The sequence below is a fragment of the Pseudomonas sp. QE6 genome (assembly GCF_041379005.1).
Lineage (GTDB): Bacteria > Pseudomonadota > Gammaproteobacteria > Pseudomonadales > Pseudomonadaceae > Pseudomonas.
Genome location: NZ_CP166873.1, coordinates 2,477,564 through 2,494,595, shown reverse-complemented (window position 1 = coordinate 2,494,595; position 17,032 = coordinate 2,477,564). Strand labels below are relative to the sequence as shown.

General features: G+C 66.7%; 17 protein-coding genes. 7 read left to right on the top strand and 10 right to left on the bottom strand.

The window, feature by feature from the left end; genetic code table 11:
• Positions 1-53: 53 nt before the first annotated feature.
• From ACAW63_RS11475 to ACAW63_RS11465, 3 genes are all read right to left on the bottom strand, one after another.
• Positions 54-698, bottom strand: coding sequence for a glutathione S-transferase family protein (locus ACAW63_RS11475; RefSeq protein ID WP_371233764.1), 645 nt, complete (start codon positions 696-698; stop codon positions 54-56).
• A 59-nt stretch (positions 699-757) separates the two neighbouring features.
• Positions 758-2,080, bottom strand: coding sequence for an APC family permease (locus ACAW63_RS11470; RefSeq protein ID WP_371233762.1), 1,323 nt, complete (start codon positions 2,078-2,080; stop codon positions 758-760).
• A gap of 154 nt (positions 2,081-2,234) precedes the next feature.
• Entirely contained in the window at positions 2,235-3,056 is an 822-nt protein-coding gene (locus tag ACAW63_RS11465) for a carbon-nitrogen hydrolase family protein (protein WP_371233761.1), read from the bottom strand.
• 149 nt (positions 3,057-3,205) lie between these two features.
• Here ACAW63_RS11465 and ACAW63_RS11460 point away from each other — a divergent pair, with 149 nt between their 5' ends.
• The 5 genes from ACAW63_RS11460 to ACAW63_RS11440 all read left to right on the top strand — a co-directional run bounded on the left by ACAW63_RS11460 (position 3,206) and on the right by ACAW63_RS11440 (position 9,784).
• Complete coding sequence (locus ACAW63_RS11460; protein WP_371233759.1) at positions 3,206-3,985, top strand: response regulator transcription factor; 780 nt, start codon at positions 3,206-3,208, stop codon at positions 3,983-3,985.
• A gap of 925 nt (positions 3,986-4,910) precedes the next feature.
• Positions 4,911-6,290: an L-serine ammonia-lyase gene (locus ACAW63_RS11455; protein ID WP_371233757.1), complete on the top strand. Its 1,380-nt coding sequence runs from the start codon at positions 4,911-4,913 to the stop codon at positions 6,288-6,290.
• 283 nt (positions 6,291-6,573) lie between these two features.
• The gene (locus tag ACAW63_RS11450; protein ID WP_371233756.1) at positions 6,574-8,178 is read left to right on the top strand and encodes an FMN-binding glutamate synthase family protein; all 1,605 of its coding nucleotides are present in this window, start codon (positions 6,574-6,576) and stop codon (positions 8,176-8,178) included.
• Between the two features lie 107 nt (positions 8,179-8,285).
• Complete coding sequence (locus tag ACAW63_RS11445) at positions 8,286-9,122, top strand: AraC family ligand binding domain-containing protein (protein ID WP_371233753.1); 837 nt, start codon at positions 8,286-8,288, stop codon at positions 9,120-9,122.
• 53 nt (positions 9,123-9,175) lie between these two features.
• A complete protein-coding gene (locus tag ACAW63_RS11440; protein WP_371233751.1) occupies positions 9,176-9,784 on the top strand; it encodes a LysE family translocator in 609 nt (202 codons plus the stop codon).
• Positions 9,785-9,789: 5 nt separating this feature from the next.
• Here the strand turns inward: ACAW63_RS11440 and ACAW63_RS11435 are convergent, their stop codons facing one another.
• On the bottom strand, positions 9,790-10,698 hold the full coding sequence (locus tag ACAW63_RS11435) for a LysR substrate-binding domain-containing protein (protein ID WP_371233749.1): 909 nt from the start codon (positions 10,696-10,698) through the stop codon (positions 9,790-9,792).
• 114 nt (positions 10,699-10,812) lie between these two features.
• Between ACAW63_RS11435 and ACAW63_RS11430 the strand changes: the two genes are divergently transcribed.
• Together ACAW63_RS11430 and ACAW63_RS11425 are read left to right on the top strand one after the other, a co-directional pair.
• A complete protein-coding gene (locus tag ACAW63_RS11430; RefSeq protein ID WP_371233747.1) occupies positions 10,813-12,570 on the top strand; it encodes an amidohydrolase in 1,758 nt (585 codons plus the stop codon).
• Between the two features lie 155 nt (positions 12,571-12,725).
• Positions 12,726-13,469: a TorF family putative porin gene (locus tag ACAW63_RS11425; RefSeq protein ID WP_371233746.1), complete on the top strand. Its 744-nt coding sequence runs from the start codon at positions 12,726-12,728 to the stop codon at positions 13,467-13,469.
• Here ACAW63_RS11425 and ACAW63_RS11420 read toward each other — a convergent pair.
• The 6 genes from ACAW63_RS11420 to ACAW63_RS11395 form a co-directional block, all read right to left on the bottom strand.
• Complete coding sequence (locus ACAW63_RS11420; RefSeq protein WP_371233745.1) at positions 13,466-13,858, bottom strand: DoxX-like family protein; 393 nt, start codon at positions 13,856-13,858, stop codon at positions 13,466-13,468. The genes ACAW63_RS11425 and ACAW63_RS11420 overlap by 4 nt on opposite strands.
• Complete coding sequence (locus ACAW63_RS11415) at positions 13,851-14,279, bottom strand: thiol-disulfide oxidoreductase DCC family protein (RefSeq protein WP_371233744.1); 429 nt, start codon at positions 14,277-14,279, stop codon at positions 13,851-13,853. Before ACAW63_RS11415 ends, ACAW63_RS11420 begins: the two co-directional genes overlap by 8 nt.
• A gap of 69 nt (positions 14,280-14,348) precedes the next feature.
• Entirely contained in the window at positions 14,349-14,804 is a 456-nt protein-coding gene (locus tag ACAW63_RS11410; protein ID WP_371233743.1) for a DUF3237 domain-containing protein, read from the bottom strand.
• An 86-nt stretch (positions 14,805-14,890) separates the two neighbouring features.
• Positions 14,891-15,703 (bottom strand): class I SAM-dependent methyltransferase, encoded by an 813-nt coding sequence (locus ACAW63_RS11405; RefSeq protein WP_371233742.1) that lies wholly within the window; start codon positions 15,701-15,703, stop codon positions 14,891-14,893.
• A gap of 2 nt (positions 15,704-15,705) precedes the next feature.
• On the bottom strand, positions 15,706-16,077 hold the full coding sequence (locus ACAW63_RS11400; protein ID WP_331316490.1) for a nuclear transport factor 2 family protein: 372 nt from the start codon (positions 16,075-16,077) through the stop codon (positions 15,706-15,708).
• A 104-nt stretch (positions 16,078-16,181) separates the two neighbouring features.
• Positions 16,182-17,006, bottom strand: coding sequence for an aldo/keto reductase (locus tag ACAW63_RS11395; RefSeq protein WP_371233740.1), 825 nt, complete (start codon positions 17,004-17,006; stop codon positions 16,182-16,184).
• Positions 17,007-17,032 lie beyond the last annotated feature (26 nt).

Here is a 17,032-nt window from a genome sequence, read left to right as displayed (position 1 = left end):
AAGAAACCTCCCATGGGACTTGAGACCGTTTTCGCAGAACGCACTGCTCGGCATCAGGGCACCTTCACCCCGGCGCCCCGTGCATGCTCCGCCGCCCATTGTTCATCGCGCTCGCGTACGCGGGCGAAGGACGGCCGCGAGGTGATGAGCTCGACGTAGCGCTCGAACACCGGCAGCCTGGGCACCACGCCGAAACCGATGGTCCAGCTCAGCGCCGTCCCCCACAGCACGTCGGCCGCGGTCATGCGGCTGCCCAGCAGGAAGGGGCCGTTTTCCAGCTGCTCGGCGAGGGTGCGCATCACGCTGTCGTAGTCGCCGTAGGGGCTCATGGCCGGCGGCGGGGGGTCGCGCTTGAGCGCGCGATCGAGAATGGCCGGCTCGAAACTGGAGCCGTAGAACACCAGCCAGCGCAGGTAGGGGCCGCGCAGCGGGTCGTCCAGGGCGGGCGCCAGGCCCGCGCGGGGGAAGAGATCGGCGAGGTAGAGGAAGACCGCGCCCTGCTCGGTCACCAGCGCTTCGCCGTGGCGGATCGCCGGGACCTTGCCCATCGGGTTGATGGCCAGGTAGGCCGGCTTGCGCTGCTCGCCGGCCTTCATGTTGATCAGTTCGATGTCGTAGTCGGCGCCCAGCTCCTCCAGCAGCACCAGGGTGCCGCTGGAACGTGTCTGGGGCGAGTGATAAAGCGTGATGCGGGACATGGCGGGATCTCCTGTGGCACGCCACTGCTCGGAGCCCCCAGCATAGCCCCGCCCGGCCGTCACGCCTCCTCGAAGCTCATCTCCGGAGGCTGTTGGCGGAAGCCACCGGTGATTACCGCGAGGTAGATCACACCCAGAACCAGCCAGGTGGCGCCGAGCCAGATCGCCAGGTGGTCGAGGCTGACCATCAACCAGAGGTCGGCGACCAGGCCGACCAATGGGAACAGCAGGAACAGCACCAGCTCGCGCGGGCCGCGGCGCTCGGCGTTCAGGTAGTAGTGGAAGATCACCGAGAGGTTCACCAGGCTGAAGGCCAGGAAGGCACCGAAGTTGATGAACGAGGTGGAGGTGGTGACGTCCATGCGCAGCGCCAGCAGGGCCACCACGCCGCACAGCACGATGCTGTTCACCGGGGTTTCGAAGCGCTTGCTGATGCGACCGAAGAACGGGCGCGGCAGCACGCCGTCGCGGCCCATGGCGAACAGCAGGCGCGAGGCGCTGGCCTGGGCCGACAGGCCGGAGGTGAACTGGCCGACGATCAGGCCGATGAGGAAGAAGCTGACGAACAGGTCGCCGCCGATATTGCGGGCAATTTCGTAGGCGGCGGAATCGGCGTTCTGGAACTCCACCGACGGGTGCGCCAGTTGTACGAAATAGCTGGCGGCAATGAAGATGCCACCGCCGATCAGGGTGATCAGCAGGATGGCGCGCGGAATGGTCTTGCGCGGCTCATGGGTTTCTTCCGTCAGGGTACTGACCGCATCGAAGCCCAGGAAGGAGTAACAGGCGATGGCCGCGCCGCCCATGATCAGCGGCAGCTGGGTGCCCTCCTTGAGGAAGGGTTCCAGGGTCCACAGCGGACGACTGGCGTCGCCCATCACGTAGTGGATCGCCAGGCCGACGAAGGCGATCAGCACCAGGAACTGCACCAGCATCAGCACGCCGTTGACGTTCTTCGCCAGGCGCAGGCCGACGACGTTGATCGCCGTGGTCACGCCGATGAAGGCCAGCACCCAGAGCGCCTGGGGCACCGCCGGGAAGGCCGAGTGCAGGTAGGCCGCGCCGATCAGCCAGATGGCCATGGGCAGGAACAGGTAGTCCAGCAGCACCGCCCAGCCGGCGAGGAAGCCCAGTTTCGGGCTGATCGACTTGCGCACGTAGGTGTAGGCGGAGCCGGCCACCGGGAAGGCGGCGGCCATGCGTCCGTAGCTGAGCGCGGTGAAGAGCATCGCCACCGCGGCGACGAGGTAGGCCGAGGGCACTACGCCACGGGTGACGTCGGCGAGGATGCCGAAGGTGCCCAGGACGATGATCGGGGTCATGTAGGCGATGCCGAACAGCACCACCGAACCCAGCGACAGGGTTCGTTTCAGTTGAGCCATTACTGCTTACTCCGCGTTGTGTTTGTTATGGCAGTGCAGTGGCCTCCGCTCACCCGGAAGCCAACGAGGCCTGGGAGGCCCGTCTTTCTTGGAGAATCGCTGTGGTGGCGCGGCCCTGCGCCCCGGCCCGGAAAACACGGGCCGGAAGGAAACCTCAGGCCGGAATGATCAGCTCGCGCAGGCCGCCTTCGTGCTCGCGCATCTCGCCCGGCAACACGAAGCGGCGCTCGGCCAGGTAGCTGTAGTCGCGGCGCGCCTGTGCCAGGCGCTCGAAGTCCAGTTCGACGATCTGCCGGCACTCTTCGCGGCCGGCTTCGCAGAGCAGTTGGCCGAAGGGATCGACCACCGCGCTGCCACCGGCGAACACCAGGCCGTCGTCACCCTCGCCGACGCGGTTGACCATCACCGCGTAGGCCTGGTTTTCCATGGCGCGCCCCATGATCGCGGTGCGGTGGGTCGGGCCGTAGGGGTCCATGTTGCCGTTGGTCACGATGATCAGTTCCGCGCCCAACTGGCCGAGGGCGCGGACGCTTTCCGGAAACTCGATGTCGAAGCAGATCGCGATGCCGACGCGGATGCCATTCCACAGGCAGGTGGCGTAGCGATCGCCCGGGGTGAAGATGCCGCGATCCGACGCCCACAGGTGCGTCTTGCGGTACTGCATGGCGATGCCTTCGGGGGCGATCAGCAGCGTGGTGTTGTAGAAGCGGCCGTCGGCGGCGGCCTCGGCGAAGCCCACGGCAACGCTGATGTTCTTCTCCCGCGCGGCGCGCTGCACGGCCTGCACGCTGGGGCCGTCGAGCGGCTCGGCGATGGCGGCGATGTTCTGCTCGGTGGGGAAGCCGGTCAGCTGGGTCTCGGGGAACACCACAAGCTGGGTGTCCGCTGCGCAGGCATGGATGGCCTCCAGGGTGCGGGCCAGGTTCCAGGCCACATCGCCATCACGGCCGGCCAGTTGCACGAGTTCGACTTTCATGGGCTTCCTCAGATTCCTGTCTTCCGGTGACCGCGCGCTGCAAAAGGGTCAAACTGCACCCCGCGCCGGCTCAAGGTATCGGTCGAGTATGCCGGCGGCGCCCTCACCGGGTAATTACGCCCGCGTGGTAACCCAACGGGGGTAGAGTCATGGGCCTTTCCCTTCAGGACATCGCCTGGCACCGCTCGGTCGGGCAACTGATCGAGGCGTTGGACAAGCCGAATTTCTGGACCTTGCTGGTGCGTCTGCTGGGCCAGTATGTGCCTTTCGACAGCTGGGTCGTGCTGCTTTTCAGCAATGGCAGGCCACAGGTGTTCGCCGAATGCCCGGGCGAGGACGGCGGGCCGGACCCGCTGTTCCAGGACTACCTCAAGGGTCTCTACCTGCTCGACCCGTTCTACATCGCCAGCCGCGAGGCGCCCGGCAGCGGGCTGTTCCGCCTGGACGACGTGGCGCCGGAGATGTTCGAGCAGACCGACTACTACCAGCGCTACTTCAGCCTCAACGTGGTGGCCGACGAAGTGCAGATCAACGTGCAACTCGATGGCGAACGCACGCTGTGTTGCTCGGTGGGCAGCAAGGGCCGCTTCAGCCCGGAGCAGATCGCCCTGCTGGGCCTGGTGCAGCCCTGGGTGGCCGGGCTGATGCGCCAGCGCATGACCTTCGAGTGCGAAGTCCAGGAAGCGCCCCCGCCGCCGCGCTGGCAGAACCGTCTGGAAGCCACCGCCCAGCAGGTGGAAACCCCGCTCACCGCCCGCGAGCTGGAAGTGGGCCGGCTGATGCTCAGCGGCTGCTCCAGCAAGGAAATCGCCCGCAAGCTGGCGATCTCCGCCGAAACGGTGAAGGTCCACCGCAAGCACATGTACGCGAAGCTGGGGATCAAGTCGCAGTCGGAGTTGTTTTCGCTGTTTTTGCAGGCGCAGGGGTGAGGCACCAAAACGCTCCCATAGGATGGCGTGGAGCGTAGCGATACCCATCGCGGCGGATACCGCTACGCGTTATTGCCCTACAAAAAGCAAGAGCATCGCGGACAGAGTCCGCTCCTACGGATACATGCGGCTCTCGTAGGAGCGGACTCCGTCCGCGATCAGCCCCGGTTCGCGAGCAAGCTCGCTACGGGTTCTGGCGTCATGCTGAAATGCTTTCGCATTCCGTCGACATAGATTTCGCGGACAAGGTCCACTCCTACGAAAAAGCGGCTTCCAGAGAAATCTCCGCACGCACCGGAGCGCCCCTTCAGGAGGCCGAGTGGAATCGGAGTTTCAGGGGTTGAGCGGCATGGATGCCGCGAGAGCCGCGCTGGGCCAGGGATGGCCCTTCGTGGGGGGACGCCTAGTTCGTGCCCCTGAAACTTCGATGGAGCGAGGGAAACGAAGCGCAGCGAAGTAACAGCCGAAGGCTGGCCCGAAGGGTGAGCGAAGCGAATCACCCCGGCGAAGCCGGGGCCGGAGGCAGGGGCAAGACCTTTTGGTTACTTTTCTGGCGTTTGAGAAAAGTAACTCGCCCGAGGGGGCGAAACAAAATCTCCCAACACACGCCGAAGCGGCGCACAAACACCCAACCCCAGCAACAGCTGCTTCTGCTCCCGTAGGAGCGGAGCCTCTCCGCGATCACCGCGATAGCGGTGCAATCCCCAACCACCGGCCTGCCGGCCGGATCGCGGACAAGGTCCGCTCCTGCGAGGGCCGAGCCCTCACTGTAGGAGCGAGCTTGCTCGCGAACAGAATTTACCGGCACCGCCCCTGCCATGCGTTTCGCGAGCAGGCTCGCTCCTGCAAGAACGGCCAGCCGTCGAGCGGTCGGTGAGCATCCGTGCCGTTGCGGGTCCATGCTTGAGGACAGGAGGAATTCCCCATGAGCCTCAGCGTTTTCGACATGTTCAAGCCCGGCGTCGGGCCGTCCAGCTCCCACACCGTGGGGCCGATGCGCGCCACCCGCGAGTTCGTCGACCGCCTGCGGGCGGACGGCCTGCTGGAACGGGTGGAATCGGTGGAGGTGCATCTCTACGGTTCTCTCAGCGCCACCGGCAAGGGCCACGCCACTGACCGCGCCTGCCTGATCGGCCTGCTCGGCATCGACCCGGCGGAAGCCGACCCGACCGCGCTGGCGCCACAGGTGGACGACATCCTGTTGCGCCATCGCCTGCGCCTGGGCGGCCTTCAGGAAATCGACTTCGACCCGGCGCAACATCTGGTCTTCCACGACGACAGCCTGCCCGCCCACCCCAACGGCCTGCACCTGCGGGCGCTGGCGGCCAATGGCGAGCTGCTGGCCGAGCGCGTCTGCTATTCCGTCGGCGGTGGCTTCGTGGTGGACCAGGCCGACTTCAACACCGACCGCGCCCTGCCCGACAGCCCCATGCCCTACCCCTTCCATAGCGCCGAGGAGTTGCTGCGCCTGTGCCACCAGCAGGGCTTCACACGCATCAGCGACCTGATGTGGGCCAATGAACTCGCGGTGCGCAGCGAGGCGGAAATCCACGCCGGCCTTGCGCATATCTGGGAGGAAATGCAGGCCTGTGTGCGCCGCGGGCTGGAAACCGAAGGCACCCTGCCCGGCGGGCTCAAGGTGCGCCGCCGCGCGCCCATGCTCTACCGCCGGCTGAACGAGGCCGACAGCGGCAACCTGATCGCCAGCACCCTCGGCGCCATGGACTGGGTGGACCTCTGGGCGCTGGCGGTGAACGAGGAGAACGCCGCCGGTGGACGGGTGGTGACCGCCCCCACCAATGGCGCCGCCGGCATCGTCCCGGCGGTGCTGCACTACTACGCCCGCTACGACACCCAGGCCAGCGTGGACGCCATCGAACGCTACCTGCTCACCGCCGCTGCCATCGGCATCCTGTGCAAGCTCAACGCCTCGATCTCCGGCGCCGAAGTGGGCTGCCAGGGCGAAGTGGGCTCGGCCTGCGCCATGGCCGCCGGCGGCCTGGCGGAAGTCCTCGGCGGCAGCCTGGAGCAGGTGGAGAACGCCGCCGAGATCGGCCTGGAGCACAACCTCGGACTGACCTGCGACCCGGTGGCCGGACTGGTGCAGGTGCCCTGCATCGAGCGCAACGCCATGGCCTCGCTCAAGGCCATCAACGCCGCCCAACTGGCCCTGCGCGGCGACGGCCAGCACCTGGTCAGCCTGGACAAGGCCATCGACACCCTGCGCGACACCGGGCGCGACATGATGGACAAGTACAAGGAGACCTCGAAGGGCGGGCTGGCGGTGAATGTGATCGCCTGTTAGTTGGGTAGGGGGCGGTTCGCGAGCAAGCTCGCTCCTACGAAGAGCACGCGCCCTGCCCCCATTTCTTGCACCGCCTGAGACAAGCTTTCTCACCCCCAGAGAAAATCGTTAGCTAGCTTTCTTTTTTCCCGTCTTCGGACTAACGTCGCTCCGCCAACCCTAGAAATCGTCCGAAAGTACGTCGCATTGACCTCCGGCCAGGCGCATCCGTGCAACGGATGCCATGCTCTAGCGGTCCTTTCGACTCACCCTTACCGTGTTCAGCCCGACGACTGGAGACTCCATGAACCTGTCGCTCCTAAGCCGTTATGCCTTCTTTGCCGCGTGTGTCCTGTTCACCCTGTTCAGCCTGCCGTTCCTCGGCGATGTCTGGCCGCTGACCCTGCTCACCTTCGCCCTGAGCATCCTTGGGGTACTCGACCTCATCCAGGAACGCCACGCCGTGCGGCGCAACTATCCGATCCTGGGCAACATCCGCTACCTGGTGGAAGGCATCCGCCCGGAAATCCGCCAGTACCTGCTCGAAGGCGACAACGAGGCCCTGCCCTTCTCCCGCGCCCAGCGCGCGCTGGTGTATTCGCGGGCGAAGAACGAAACCGCCGACAAGCCGTTCGGCACCCTGATCGACGTCTACCAGTCTGGCTTCGAGTTCATCGCCCACTCCATCCGCCCGGCGCCGGTTTCCGATCCGCGCACCTTCCGCGTCGACGTCGGCGGGCCGGAATGCAAGCAGCCCTATTCCATCTCGGTGTTCAACATCTCGGCGATGAGCTTCGGTTCGCTGAGCGCCAACGCCATCCGCGCGCTGAACAAGGGCGCCAAGATGGGCGGCTTCATCCATGACACCGGCGAAGGCAGCATCAGCCCCTACCACCGCGAGTACGGCGGCGACCTGACCTGGGAACTGGGCAGCGGCTACTTCGGCTGCCGCAACGATGATGGCACCTTCAGCCCCGAGCGCTTCGCCAAACAGGCGGTCGATCCGCAGGTGAAGATGATCGAAATCAAGCTCAGCCAGGGCGCCAAACCCGGCCATGGCGGCATCCTGCCCAAGCACAAGGTGACCCAGGAAATCGCCGCCACCCGTGGCGTGCCCATGGGCCAGGATTGCATCTCGCCCTCCTCCCACAGCGCCTTCAGCACCCCCAGGGAGCTGCTCGATTTCATCGTCAGGCTGCGTGAACTCTCCGGCGGCAAGCCGGTGGGCTTCAAGCTGTGCATCGGCCACCCGTGGGAGTTCATGGGCATCGCCAAGGCCATGCACGAGACCGGCATCCTCCCCGACTTCATCGTGGTCGACGGCAAGGAAGGCGGCACCGGCGCGGCGCCCCTGGAGTTCACCGACCACATGGGCCTGCCGATGCGCGAGGGCCTGCTGTTCGTGCACAACACCCTGGTCGGCCTGGGCCTGCGCGACAAGATCCGCATCGGCGCCAGCGGCAAGATCGTCAGCGCCTTCGACATCGCCAGCGTGCTGGCCATGGGCGCCGACTGGGCCAACTCGGCGCGCGGCTTCATGTTCGCCATCGGCTGCATCCAGTCGCAGAGCTGCCACACCAACAAGTGCCCCACCGGCGTGGCCACCCAGGACCCGCTGCGCCAGCGCGCCCTGGTGGTGCCGGACAAGGCCGAGCGAGTGCTCAACTTCCACCACAACACCCTCAAGGGCCTGGCCGAAATGATCGCCGCCGCCGGCCTGCAGCACCCCTCGCAACTGGAAGCCAAGCACCTGGTGCGCCGCGTCTCGGCCACCGAGATCCGCCTGTTCTCGCACCTGCACTACTTCCTGAAACCCGGCGAACTGCTCTCGGGCAACATCGAAGGCGAGTTCTACGAGCGCATCTGGCGCATGGCGCGCAGCGACAGCTTCGAAGCGGCCGCCGGCTGACCCGCGCGGATCGTGCAGCCGCCTGATCGGCGGTTGCACGAATCTTCCAGACAGGGCAATTGGGCGCGCTATGCTGGCCAACCGGGCAAGCGAGGCGAGAATGGCCCATGCACAAGGACAACTGGATCGACCTGCTGCAGGATGCCGACACCGGCATCCAGAGCCTGCGCGCGCACTTCAAGGGCCACGCCTACGACCCGCACTGGCACGACAGCTACCTGATCGGCTTCACCGAGTCCGGCGTGCAGCAGTTCCGCAGCCGCAACCAGCGCCATATCAGCACCACCGGCAAGGTGTTCTTCCTCGAACCCGGCGACATCCATGACGGCGATGCGCCCACCGAGGGTGGCTTCACCTACCGCACCCTGTATCTCGACGCGCCCTGGCTGGAGCGGGAGATCGCCACTCTGTTCGAAGAAGCGCCGGGCAATTGCCAGTTGGCCGTACCCGAGCTGCTGATCGACGACCCGCAGCTCGCGCGGCGCATCGACAACGCCTTCCAGGCGGTGCACAGCCATGATTTGAAGATCGTCCGACAGAGCGCCATCGACGACCTGCTCGACGGCATGACCCGCCACCTGCACTGGCGCCAGCGCGGCACCACACAGGTGCACCTGCCGCTGGTGGCGCAGCGCGCGCGGGACTTCCTGCACGCCAACCTGACCACCGACATCGGCCTCGACGACCTGGCTCGCGCCAGCGGCTGCGACCGCTTCCGCCTGACCCGCGCCTTCAAGCAGGCCTTCGGCCTGCCGCCGCATGCCTACCTGATCCAGCTGCGTCTCGCCCGCGCACGCCAGTTGCTCGGTCGCGGCATAGCACCGGCGGACGTCGCCGCCGATCTCGGCTTCGCCGACCAGAGCCACCTGGGCCGCTGGTTCCGCCGCGCCTACGGAGTGACGCCGGCCTACTACCGCAAGCGCTGCTCAAAGCTTCCAGACTGAGCCCAGCCCCCTGGCGAAGATGAGGCTCCCACCGACTCAGCGGAGCCCTCGCCATGACCCTCGCGCAGATCAGCCAATGGCTGCCCTTCCTGCTTTTCGCCTTCGTCTCCTCCATCACCCCCGGTCCGACCAATCTGCTGGTGTTTAGCAACAGCGCGCGCTTCGGCTGGGGCGCGGCACTACCGATCATCCTCGGCGGTTGCGGCGCCGCCGCTGCACTGGTGCTGGCGGTGGGCAGCGGCCTGGGCGAGGCGCTGGGACGGCTGCCCGGCGTACAGCAGGCCATGAGCGCGGTCGGGGTGCTCTGGCTGAGCTGGCTGGCCTGGCAGATCTTCCGCAGCCCGCCGGCCCGCCTGGAACAGGACGCCGACGCCGCGCGGCTGGGCCTGCTCGGCGCCGCCGCGTTGCAACTGGTCAATCCCAAGACCTGGATGATGGCGCTGGCGGTGGTCAGCGTGTACGCCGGCCACGGCACCGATCGCCTGGATCGCGTGCAATTGCTGTCGCTGCTGTTCTTCCTGGTGTCGCTGCCCTGCATGACGGTCTGGGCCAGCCTCGGCATCGGCAGCCAGCGCCTGCTCACGCCCCGGCAGATGCAGCGGCTGAACCAGCTGATGGCGATCCTGCTGCTGGTCTCGGCCTGGGCCGGCGCGCTGCTCTGAGCGGCTCAGGCGATGCCATTGCTGTGCAGCGCCTCGCGCAGGTGCTCGATGAAGGCGTGGATCTTGCGCGTGGCCCGGCGGTTGCTCGGGTACACCGCGAGAATCTGTGCGCCGAAGGTGTCCGGTTCGAAGTAGAACTCATCCAGTACCGTGACCAGCCGCCCGGAACGCAGGTGCTCCAGCACGCTCCAGCGCGGGCACGGCAGCAGGCCGTGCCCCGTCAGGCAAGCCGCCAGCAGCACCGCCTGGTTGTCGCTGCTCAGGCGTCCATGGCGCGGCGTCGAATAGCGCTCGTCGCCCAGGTCGAACCACCAGCGTTCTTCCAGCGCCGGATGGCGGTAGATCAGGCAATCGTGCTCGATCACCTCGCGCGGGTACCGCGGCGTGCCGCGGCGCGCCAGGTACGCGGGGCTCGCGCAGACCACCAGGCGGCTGCCGGCCAGGGGCTGGGCGATCAGCCCCGGCAGGTCGCTGTTGCCCATGCGCAGCGCCAGGTCGTAGCGGCCGTCGAGCAGGTCGAGATAACTGTCGGAAAGGTCCACCTGCAGGCGCACATCCGGATGCAGGGCGAGGAAGTCCGCGCAGGCCTGGTCCAGGAAGGCCGGGCCGAACACCAGCGGTGCGGTGATGCGCAGCACACCGCGCAGGCTGTGATGCAGCTGGGCGATTTCCTCGGTGGTCTCGCGCATGCGCTCCAGCACTTCGCGGGCACCGTCCAGGTAGAGCTGGCCGGCTTCGGTCAGCGACATGCTGCGCGTGGTGCGCTCGAACAGCCGCGCGCCCAGCTCGCTTTCCAGCAGGCCGATGGCCTTGGTCACCGCCGACGGCGTCTTGCCCAGGCGCTCGGCGGCGCGGCTGAAACTGCCGGTTTCGGCACTGGCGACGAACATCTCGAGGCTGCTGAACTTGTCCATATTCGTTCCAAACGTTCACAAGTGTTATGAGCGAAGGCGCCTTCCGGGCCGCCGGCCGCCTCGATAGCCTCTTGCGCAGACCAATAAAAATCAACCGGCACACAAGGTAACCTCATGCACACGTGGCTCAAAGGCGCACTGGCAGTAGCGATCGCGCTCAGCACTTTGGAAGCACAGGCACAGAACGCAGACCTGATCCTGCTCAACGGCAAGGTCTTCACCGCCGAACCCGGCCAGGCGCTGCAGCAGGCCGTCGCGGTGGCGGACGGCAAAGTGCTGAAGGTGGGCTCCAACGACGAAATCCGCGCCCTGGGCGATGCCAGGAGCAAGGTCGTCGATCTGGGCGGCAAGGTGCTGATGCCGGGCTTCATCGACAGCCACTCGCATTCCGTCTTCGGCGGCCTGGAGCTGATCTCCGCCAGCCTGGTGGACGAGCAGATGGACCTCGACGCCTTCATGAAGCGCCTGGAGCAGGACCGCGACAGCGGCAAGGCGCGGGTCGGCGACATCGTGGTGATGAACGGCATGCACTCCAGCTACTGGTCCCAGGCCGATGGCCTGGCCAAGCGCCTGAACCACGGGGAGTGGGCCAATGTGCCGGTGGTGCTGGCCGGCAGCGACCACCACACCGCCTGGGCCAACGCCGTGATGCTCAAGCGCGCCGGTCTCGACGCCAAGCGCCTGCGCAGCCTGAGCAAGCTGGAACAGCAGAACATCGCCCACGACAAGGACTTCAACCCCACCGGTTTCGTCGTCGACTCCGGCTTCGACCTGGTCGCCGCCGCCATGCCGGCCGCCGACGCCAGGACCATGGACCGCGCGGGCCTGGCCGCCGTGAAGTACAACAACAGCTTCGGCATCACCGCCTGGATGGATCCGGCCGCCAACGGCAGCCCGGGCGAGGCGGTGTTCAACATCAAGCCCACCGAGAAGAGCGTCGGCGTACTGCCGGTGTACCGCAACCTGTCCCGCAACGGCCAGCTCACTGCCCACGTCGCCGCGCTGCAGGTGGTCAATCCGAAGAGCAGCCCGGCCGATCTGGACGTGATCGAAAAGGTCCGCCAGCAATTCCAGGGCGTGCCCAACCTGACCCTGCCGGGCATCAAGGTGTTCGCCGATGGCGTGATCGAATTCCCGGCACAGTCCGCCGCACTGCTGGAGGACTACAAGAACAGCCACAAGCCTGGCGAGCTGCTGATCGATCCGAAGCATTTCGGCGAGTTGGTCAGCGCCGCCGATGCCCGTGGCTGGCTGGTGCACATCCACGCCATCGGCGACCGCGCGGTGCGCGAATCGCTCAACGGCATCGAGCAGGCGCGCAAGGAGCGCCAGAGCGGCATCACCCACTCGATCACCCACCTGCAACTGGTCACCCCGCAGGATTACCCGCGCTTCAAGCAGTTGGGCGTAATTGCCTCGATGCAACTGGACTGGGCCGCCGCCGAACCCTACACCGTCGATCTGGTGAAGCCTTACATCGCCGATGACGCCTACCGCGGCATGTACCCGGCCAAATCCCTGCTGGACAACGGCGCCGAAATCGCCGGCGCCAGCGACTGGCCGGTGTCCACCCCGGACCCGCTGAAAGCCATCTACCAGGCCGTCACCCGCAAGGGCGAGCTGGGCGTGCTGGGCCCTGAACAGCGCGTCGACCGCGAAACCATGTTCTACGCCTACACCCGCAATGCCGCGCAGACCATCGGTCTGGACAAGCAGATCGGCACCCTGGCCCCGGGCAAGCAGGCCGACATGGTCGTCCTCGACCGCGACGTGTTCAGCGTGCCCGATGAGCAACTGGCCGAAGCACGCGTGCTGCACACCCTGTTCGAAGGTCGCGAAGTCTACCGCGCCGACGACGCTCCGGCTCTCTGACCGAGTCGGGCTCCTGCGCCGGGGTCTGAACACCCCCGGCGCCCTGCCCGCCAGCCCAGTGTTCTCTTCCAGTCCCTCGGCGACGTCGAGAGCGCTGGCGCTGCGCGGGCCTTTTCGCACTGCCCCACACACAATCACAACAAAGGGACATCCGCATGAACCGCCCGCAATGGCTCATCGGTGCGCTGCTCAGCTGCGCGCCGCTCACTTCGACTCTGGCCGTGGAGCTCAACCAGGACTTCCTCCTGCAGATCGACGCCGCGCTGGTCAGCGACTATCGCACCCGCGGCATCTCGCAGACCCAGGGCGACCCGGCCGCCCAGTTCGGCCTCACCCTGCAGCACATCAGCGGCCTGTACGTGGGTGCCTGGACCTCCAACGTCGATTACGGCTACGGCTACGACACCCGCCAGGAAGTGGACTACTACGCAGGCTACTACTGGCAGGCCAACGACGACGTCGCCCTGGACCTGGGTTACATCAAGTACACCTATCCCAAGTCGAGCGAGTTCAACCAGAGCGACGTGTACGCCATCCTCCACGCCTATGGCTTCGAGGCGGGGGTCTACTACGGCAACGACTACCCCAACTACTTCGGCGACAGAAACAGCAACCTCTACAGCTACCTGGCCTACAACGCCGAGCTGCCGGCCGAGTTCAAGCTGCGCACGCGCTTCGGCCACAACGACGCCAAGGACCCGCTCTACCTCTCCGGCAGCGGCGACACCCGCGACGGCTACAACGAGTGGGAAGTCAAGCTGAGCCATGAACTGGTGGGGCTGGACTGGTCGCTGAGCTACATCGACACCGACCTTTCGCAGAACGAGTGCTTCAACAACCAGGGTTACAAGGACGTCTGCACCGCCACCGTGGTGGCTGGTGTCTCGAAGACCTTCTAACGCAGGGCGTTCGAGCGGGGCGACCGCGCGCCCCGTTCGCCCTGCAGGGCGATCAGGCACAGCGCCAGCGCGGCGATATTGGTGGTGACCGGGTTGAAGGCGCCGAGCAGAAGCTCCGGTACGAACAACGCCACGTCCAGCAGCAGCGCCACCAGCGCCACGCTGGCAATCCACAAGGGCCAGCGGCTGCGGCGCAGCAGGAGGATGGCAAGCCCCAGGACCATCTCCGCGGCGCCGGCGGCCTGGGCGACGCGCAAGGTCGACAGCGGCCAGTCGTGGGCCTCGATCATGCGCACCTCGTCGGGACTGAGGAACAACAGCTTGGGCACCAGCCCGTGGTAGAGGAACACCACGCCCAGCGCCAGACGCGCGAGGGCAGCGCTAGCCATTGCCCAGGAAGCGGCCGCGGAATTCCGGCGAGGGCACCAGGCAGCGGTCCTCGCGACCGAACAGGCGGTAGCGGTTGAGGGCGATGCGGTCGTAGAGCGCGTCGCGCCACTCCATGGGCACCAGCCACAGCACGCGCAGCCAGCTCCACGGCGCCGGCAGCTGGCCGATCACGCGCAGGAAGGCTTCGCTGCGGTCGTAGCCGCAGTGGCCGTCGATGTACAGCATGGTGTCGAAATAGTCGGTCGGCAGCCCGAACCAGTCGAGGATCGCCTGGCCCTCCGCCGACTGCACGCTGCACAGTTTCATGCGTTGCTGGCGGTCATGGCGCAGGAGGAAGCGGCTCCAGCCATTGCACAGACGGCATGCGCCGTCGAACAGCACAACCTTGTCACCGGGAAGCATGTTGAGGGGCAGCGGCATGGCGTCGTCTCCGGAAGCCTGGTCCGCACACTGTGCCCGCCCTATGTGACAACTACGGGTTCTCATCGCTCACCCATTGGCCAATGAATACAACCGGTACTCCACCCAGCCTGGTCCCAGCCGCCCCTCGCCCACCGCAAGCAGATGGTTCAGCCAGCGGTACCGCTCATCCCCGACCTCGAAGCGCGGCTGAATCATGAAGTAGGTGTCACCGTACTCCGAGCTCTCGCCCCGGGACACCGCCGTGATGGTCTTCGGATTGGCCACCAGCAGACCGTTATGCTGCATCAGTATCCGCGCGCCGTCGTCGGTGCGCAGCACCAGGCGCACCTCCAGGTGCCAGCCGCCGTCGCTGTCCACCAGAATCCAGTCGCCCCCGCCGGGCAGGACTTCGCCGTTCAGGCGCTGGCCCTGGAAGGTTCCGCCGCCGGCCGCCGAGATCAGGCGTTGCCCGTGGGGCACCCGGCCAATCTCCAGCGGCACGCTCGCCTTCACGTGCATGTTCATCAGCGGCTCGAGTTTCATCGACAGCTCCTGCAAGACATCGTCATGGCCCCTTGAGTAAAGCAGCCGCGCCCCTCGCCAGCCACGCTCGGCCCGAGCGGCCGCGTTCAGCCGAACCGATAACGCAGCAGCCGGCCCATGCGCCGCAAGGGCGGAATCGCCAGGGTAATCCGGTACAGCAGGCGCACGCCCAGGGACATCCGGGCGATCTGCGCCTCGTCGTAGGGCTCGACCGCATCGACGAAGTGCAGGCCGGGCACCTGCGCCTCCAGCTCGGCAGCATCATCGATCCCCCAGCGCAGGATCGCGCCGGTCTTGCGGATCATCGGGTGGTACTGCATCCAGCGGATGCCTTGCCGGGTATAGCCGTCGAAGATCAGCTCGCCGCTGCCGCAATGCGCGAGCAGCGCACGCAGCAGCCAGGGCACCGCCTCGCTTTCCACGTAGGGCAGCACGCCCTCGGCGACGATCAGCACCGGTCGGCCCACCGGCACCACGCGCCACCAATCCGGCGTGGTCAGCGCGCTGGCCACCAGGTGACAGTTCTCCCGCGCCGGATACAGGCGTTCGCGCAGGGCAATCACTTCGGGGAAGTCCACCTCGAACCACTGCACGGAGGACGGCGGATCGATGCGCCAGACCCGGCTGTCGAGCCCGCAGCCCAGCTGCAGCACCACCGCCTGCGGGTGGCGCGCGAGGAAGTCGCGCACCCAGTCGTCGAACAGCTTGGCGCGCAGCGCCACGCCGATCCACCCGGAGCGACCGAGGTGCAGGCGGGCGAAGTCATAGTCGAGCCGATCCAGCACCCGCCGGGAGAAATGGTCGTGCAGCAGGCTGTCCGGCAGCTCGCTCTCCTTCGCCTTGGCGTAGAAGGTGATCAGCAGGGTTTCCGGCGTACCGCGCAGGCCGATGCGCTCCACGGTCACTCGTGCAGGTAGTAGAGCTTGTTGATGATCGACCACTGCGAACCGATGCGCAGCAGCGACAGGTAATCGGTGAAATGCATGCCGAGGAAATCGTCCGTCACCTTCGCCACCGCGCTGTCGCCGGTGATGTCCAGCGACTTCAGTTCCCATACCGGCGGCGCGCCGGACGACGGCGGCGATTCGGCCTTGATCGCACCGATGAAGTCGTCCAGCGAGGCCCATTCCAGCTCGCCGTGGTAGTTGCCGATGATCTTGCAGGACGGATGGAACGCCTGGCGCAACCTCGCCTCGTCGGCAAAGGTCATGCCCTCCACGTAATCCGTGAGAACCCGGTTGATGGCCGCGCTATCGGCCGTGTAGTTGCTCATCTGTGCAGCCCTCCCTGCCGGTGCGTCCGGTATCGGGGAAGGCTAGCACCCTGCCCCGGCCACGCCGTTTGCGGCGACGACCGGGGCCGACCCTCGGGTAGGGCTCAGACCACCGCCAGATGCCGCTTGCGCGTGGGCGGCGGGAAGGCGGCGTCGAGCAGTTCGAGGTCTTCGGCGCTCAGGCGCAATTGCAGCGCGGCGGCGTTGTCGCGCACGTGCAGCGACTCCACCGCCTTGGGAATGGCGATCACCCCCGGTTGGTGGATCAGCCAGGCCAGCGCCACGCGGGCAGGAGTGGCGTCATGCCGGGCCGCGATCTCGGCCAGCGCGCGGTGACGCAGCAGGCTGCCGCCCTGCCCCACCGGGCAGTAGGCCATCAGTGGCATGCGCTGCTCCTGGCACCAGGGCAGCAGGTCCCATTCGATACCGCGCTCTTCCAGGCTGTACTGCACCTGATTGGTGGCGCAGGCCGGCTCGCCGAGTTCCTGCATGTCGTCCAAGTCGAAGTTGGACACGCCCCAGCGGCGTATCTTGCCGGCCTCGCGTAGGCGCTCGAAGGCCTCGACGGTTTCCTCCAGCGGATACTGGCCGCGCCAGTGCAGCAGGTAGAGATCCAGACAGTCGGTGCGCAGGCGCCTGAGGCTGCGCTCGCAGGCTTCGGGGATGCCGCGCCGGCTGGCATTGTGCGGATAGACCTTGCTGACCAGGAAGACCTGCTCACGCAACCCGGCAATGGCCTCGCCGACCACCTCCTCCGAGCCGCCTTCGCCGTACATTTCGGCGGTGTCGATCAGGGTCAGGCCGCGCTCGATGCCTTCGCGCAGGGCGGCGACCTCGCGCTTGCGCTGGAAGCTGTCTTCGCCCAGGCGCCAGGTGCCCTGGCCAATGGCGGGAACGGCGGCGCCATCGGCGAATACCACTGTGTTCATCACGTGCTCCTTGTCGTTGGGTTGGG

What these genes read in the sequence shown, in the direction of transcription:
- ACAW63_RS11420 (WP_371233745.1), bottom strand. Translation starts at nt 13,858, where the DNA reads ATGGCTAGCGCTGCCCTCGCGCGTCTGGCGCTGGGCGTGGTGTTCCTC.
- ACAW63_RS11440 (WP_371233751.1), top strand. Translation starts at nt 9,176, where the DNA reads ATGACCCTCGCGCAGATCAGCCAATGGCTGCCCTTCCTGCTTTTCGCC.
- ACAW63_RS11415 (WP_371233744.1), bottom strand. Translation starts at nt 14,279, where the DNA reads ATGCCGCTGCCCCTCAACATGCTTCCCGGTGACAAGGTTGTGCTGTTC.
- ACAW63_RS11430 (WP_371233747.1), top strand. Translation starts at nt 10,813, where the DNA reads ATGCACACGTGGCTCAAAGGCGCACTGGCAGTAGCGATCGCGCTCAGC.
- ACAW63_RS11395 (WP_371233740.1), bottom strand. Translation starts at nt 17,006, where the DNA reads ATGAACACAGTGGTATTCGCCGATGGCGCCGCCGTTCCCGCCATTGGC.
- ACAW63_RS11435 (WP_371233749.1), bottom strand. Translation starts at nt 10,698, where the DNA reads ATGGACAAGTTCAGCAGCCTCGAGATGTTCGTCGCCAGTGCCGAAACC.
- ACAW63_RS11410 (WP_371233743.1), bottom strand. Translation starts at nt 14,804, where the DNA reads ATGAAACTCGAGCCGCTGATGAACATGCACGTGAAGGCGAGCGTGCCG.
- ACAW63_RS11425 (WP_371233746.1), top strand. Translation starts at nt 12,726, where the DNA reads ATGAACCGCCCGCAATGGCTCATCGGTGCGCTGCTCAGCTGCGCGCCG.
- ACAW63_RS11470 (WP_371233762.1), bottom strand. Translation starts at nt 2,080, where the DNA reads ATGGCTCAACTGAAACGAACCCTGTCGCTGGGTTCGGTGGTGCTGTTC.
- ACAW63_RS11455 (WP_371233757.1), top strand. Translation starts at nt 4,911, where the DNA reads ATGAGCCTCAGCGTTTTCGACATGTTCAAGCCCGGCGTCGGGCCGTCC.
- ACAW63_RS11445 (WP_371233753.1), top strand. Translation starts at nt 8,286, where the DNA reads ATGCACAAGGACAACTGGATCGACCTGCTGCAGGATGCCGACACCGGC.
- ACAW63_RS11450 (WP_371233756.1), top strand. Translation starts at nt 6,574, where the DNA reads ATGAACCTGTCGCTCCTAAGCCGTTATGCCTTCTTTGCCGCGTGTGTC.
- ACAW63_RS11465 (WP_371233761.1), bottom strand. Translation starts at nt 3,056, where the DNA reads ATGAAAGTCGAACTCGTGCAACTGGCCGGCCGTGATGGCGATGTGGCC.
- ACAW63_RS11475 (WP_371233764.1), bottom strand. Translation starts at nt 698, where the DNA reads ATGTCCCGCATCACGCTTTATCACTCGCCCCAGACACGTTCCAGCGGC.
- ACAW63_RS11400 (WP_331316490.1), bottom strand. Translation starts at nt 16,077, where the DNA reads ATGAGCAACTACACGGCCGATAGCGCGGCCATCAACCGGGTTCTCACG.
- ACAW63_RS11460 (WP_371233759.1), top strand. Translation starts at nt 3,206, where the DNA reads ATGGGCCTTTCCCTTCAGGACATCGCCTGGCACCGCTCGGTCGGGCAA.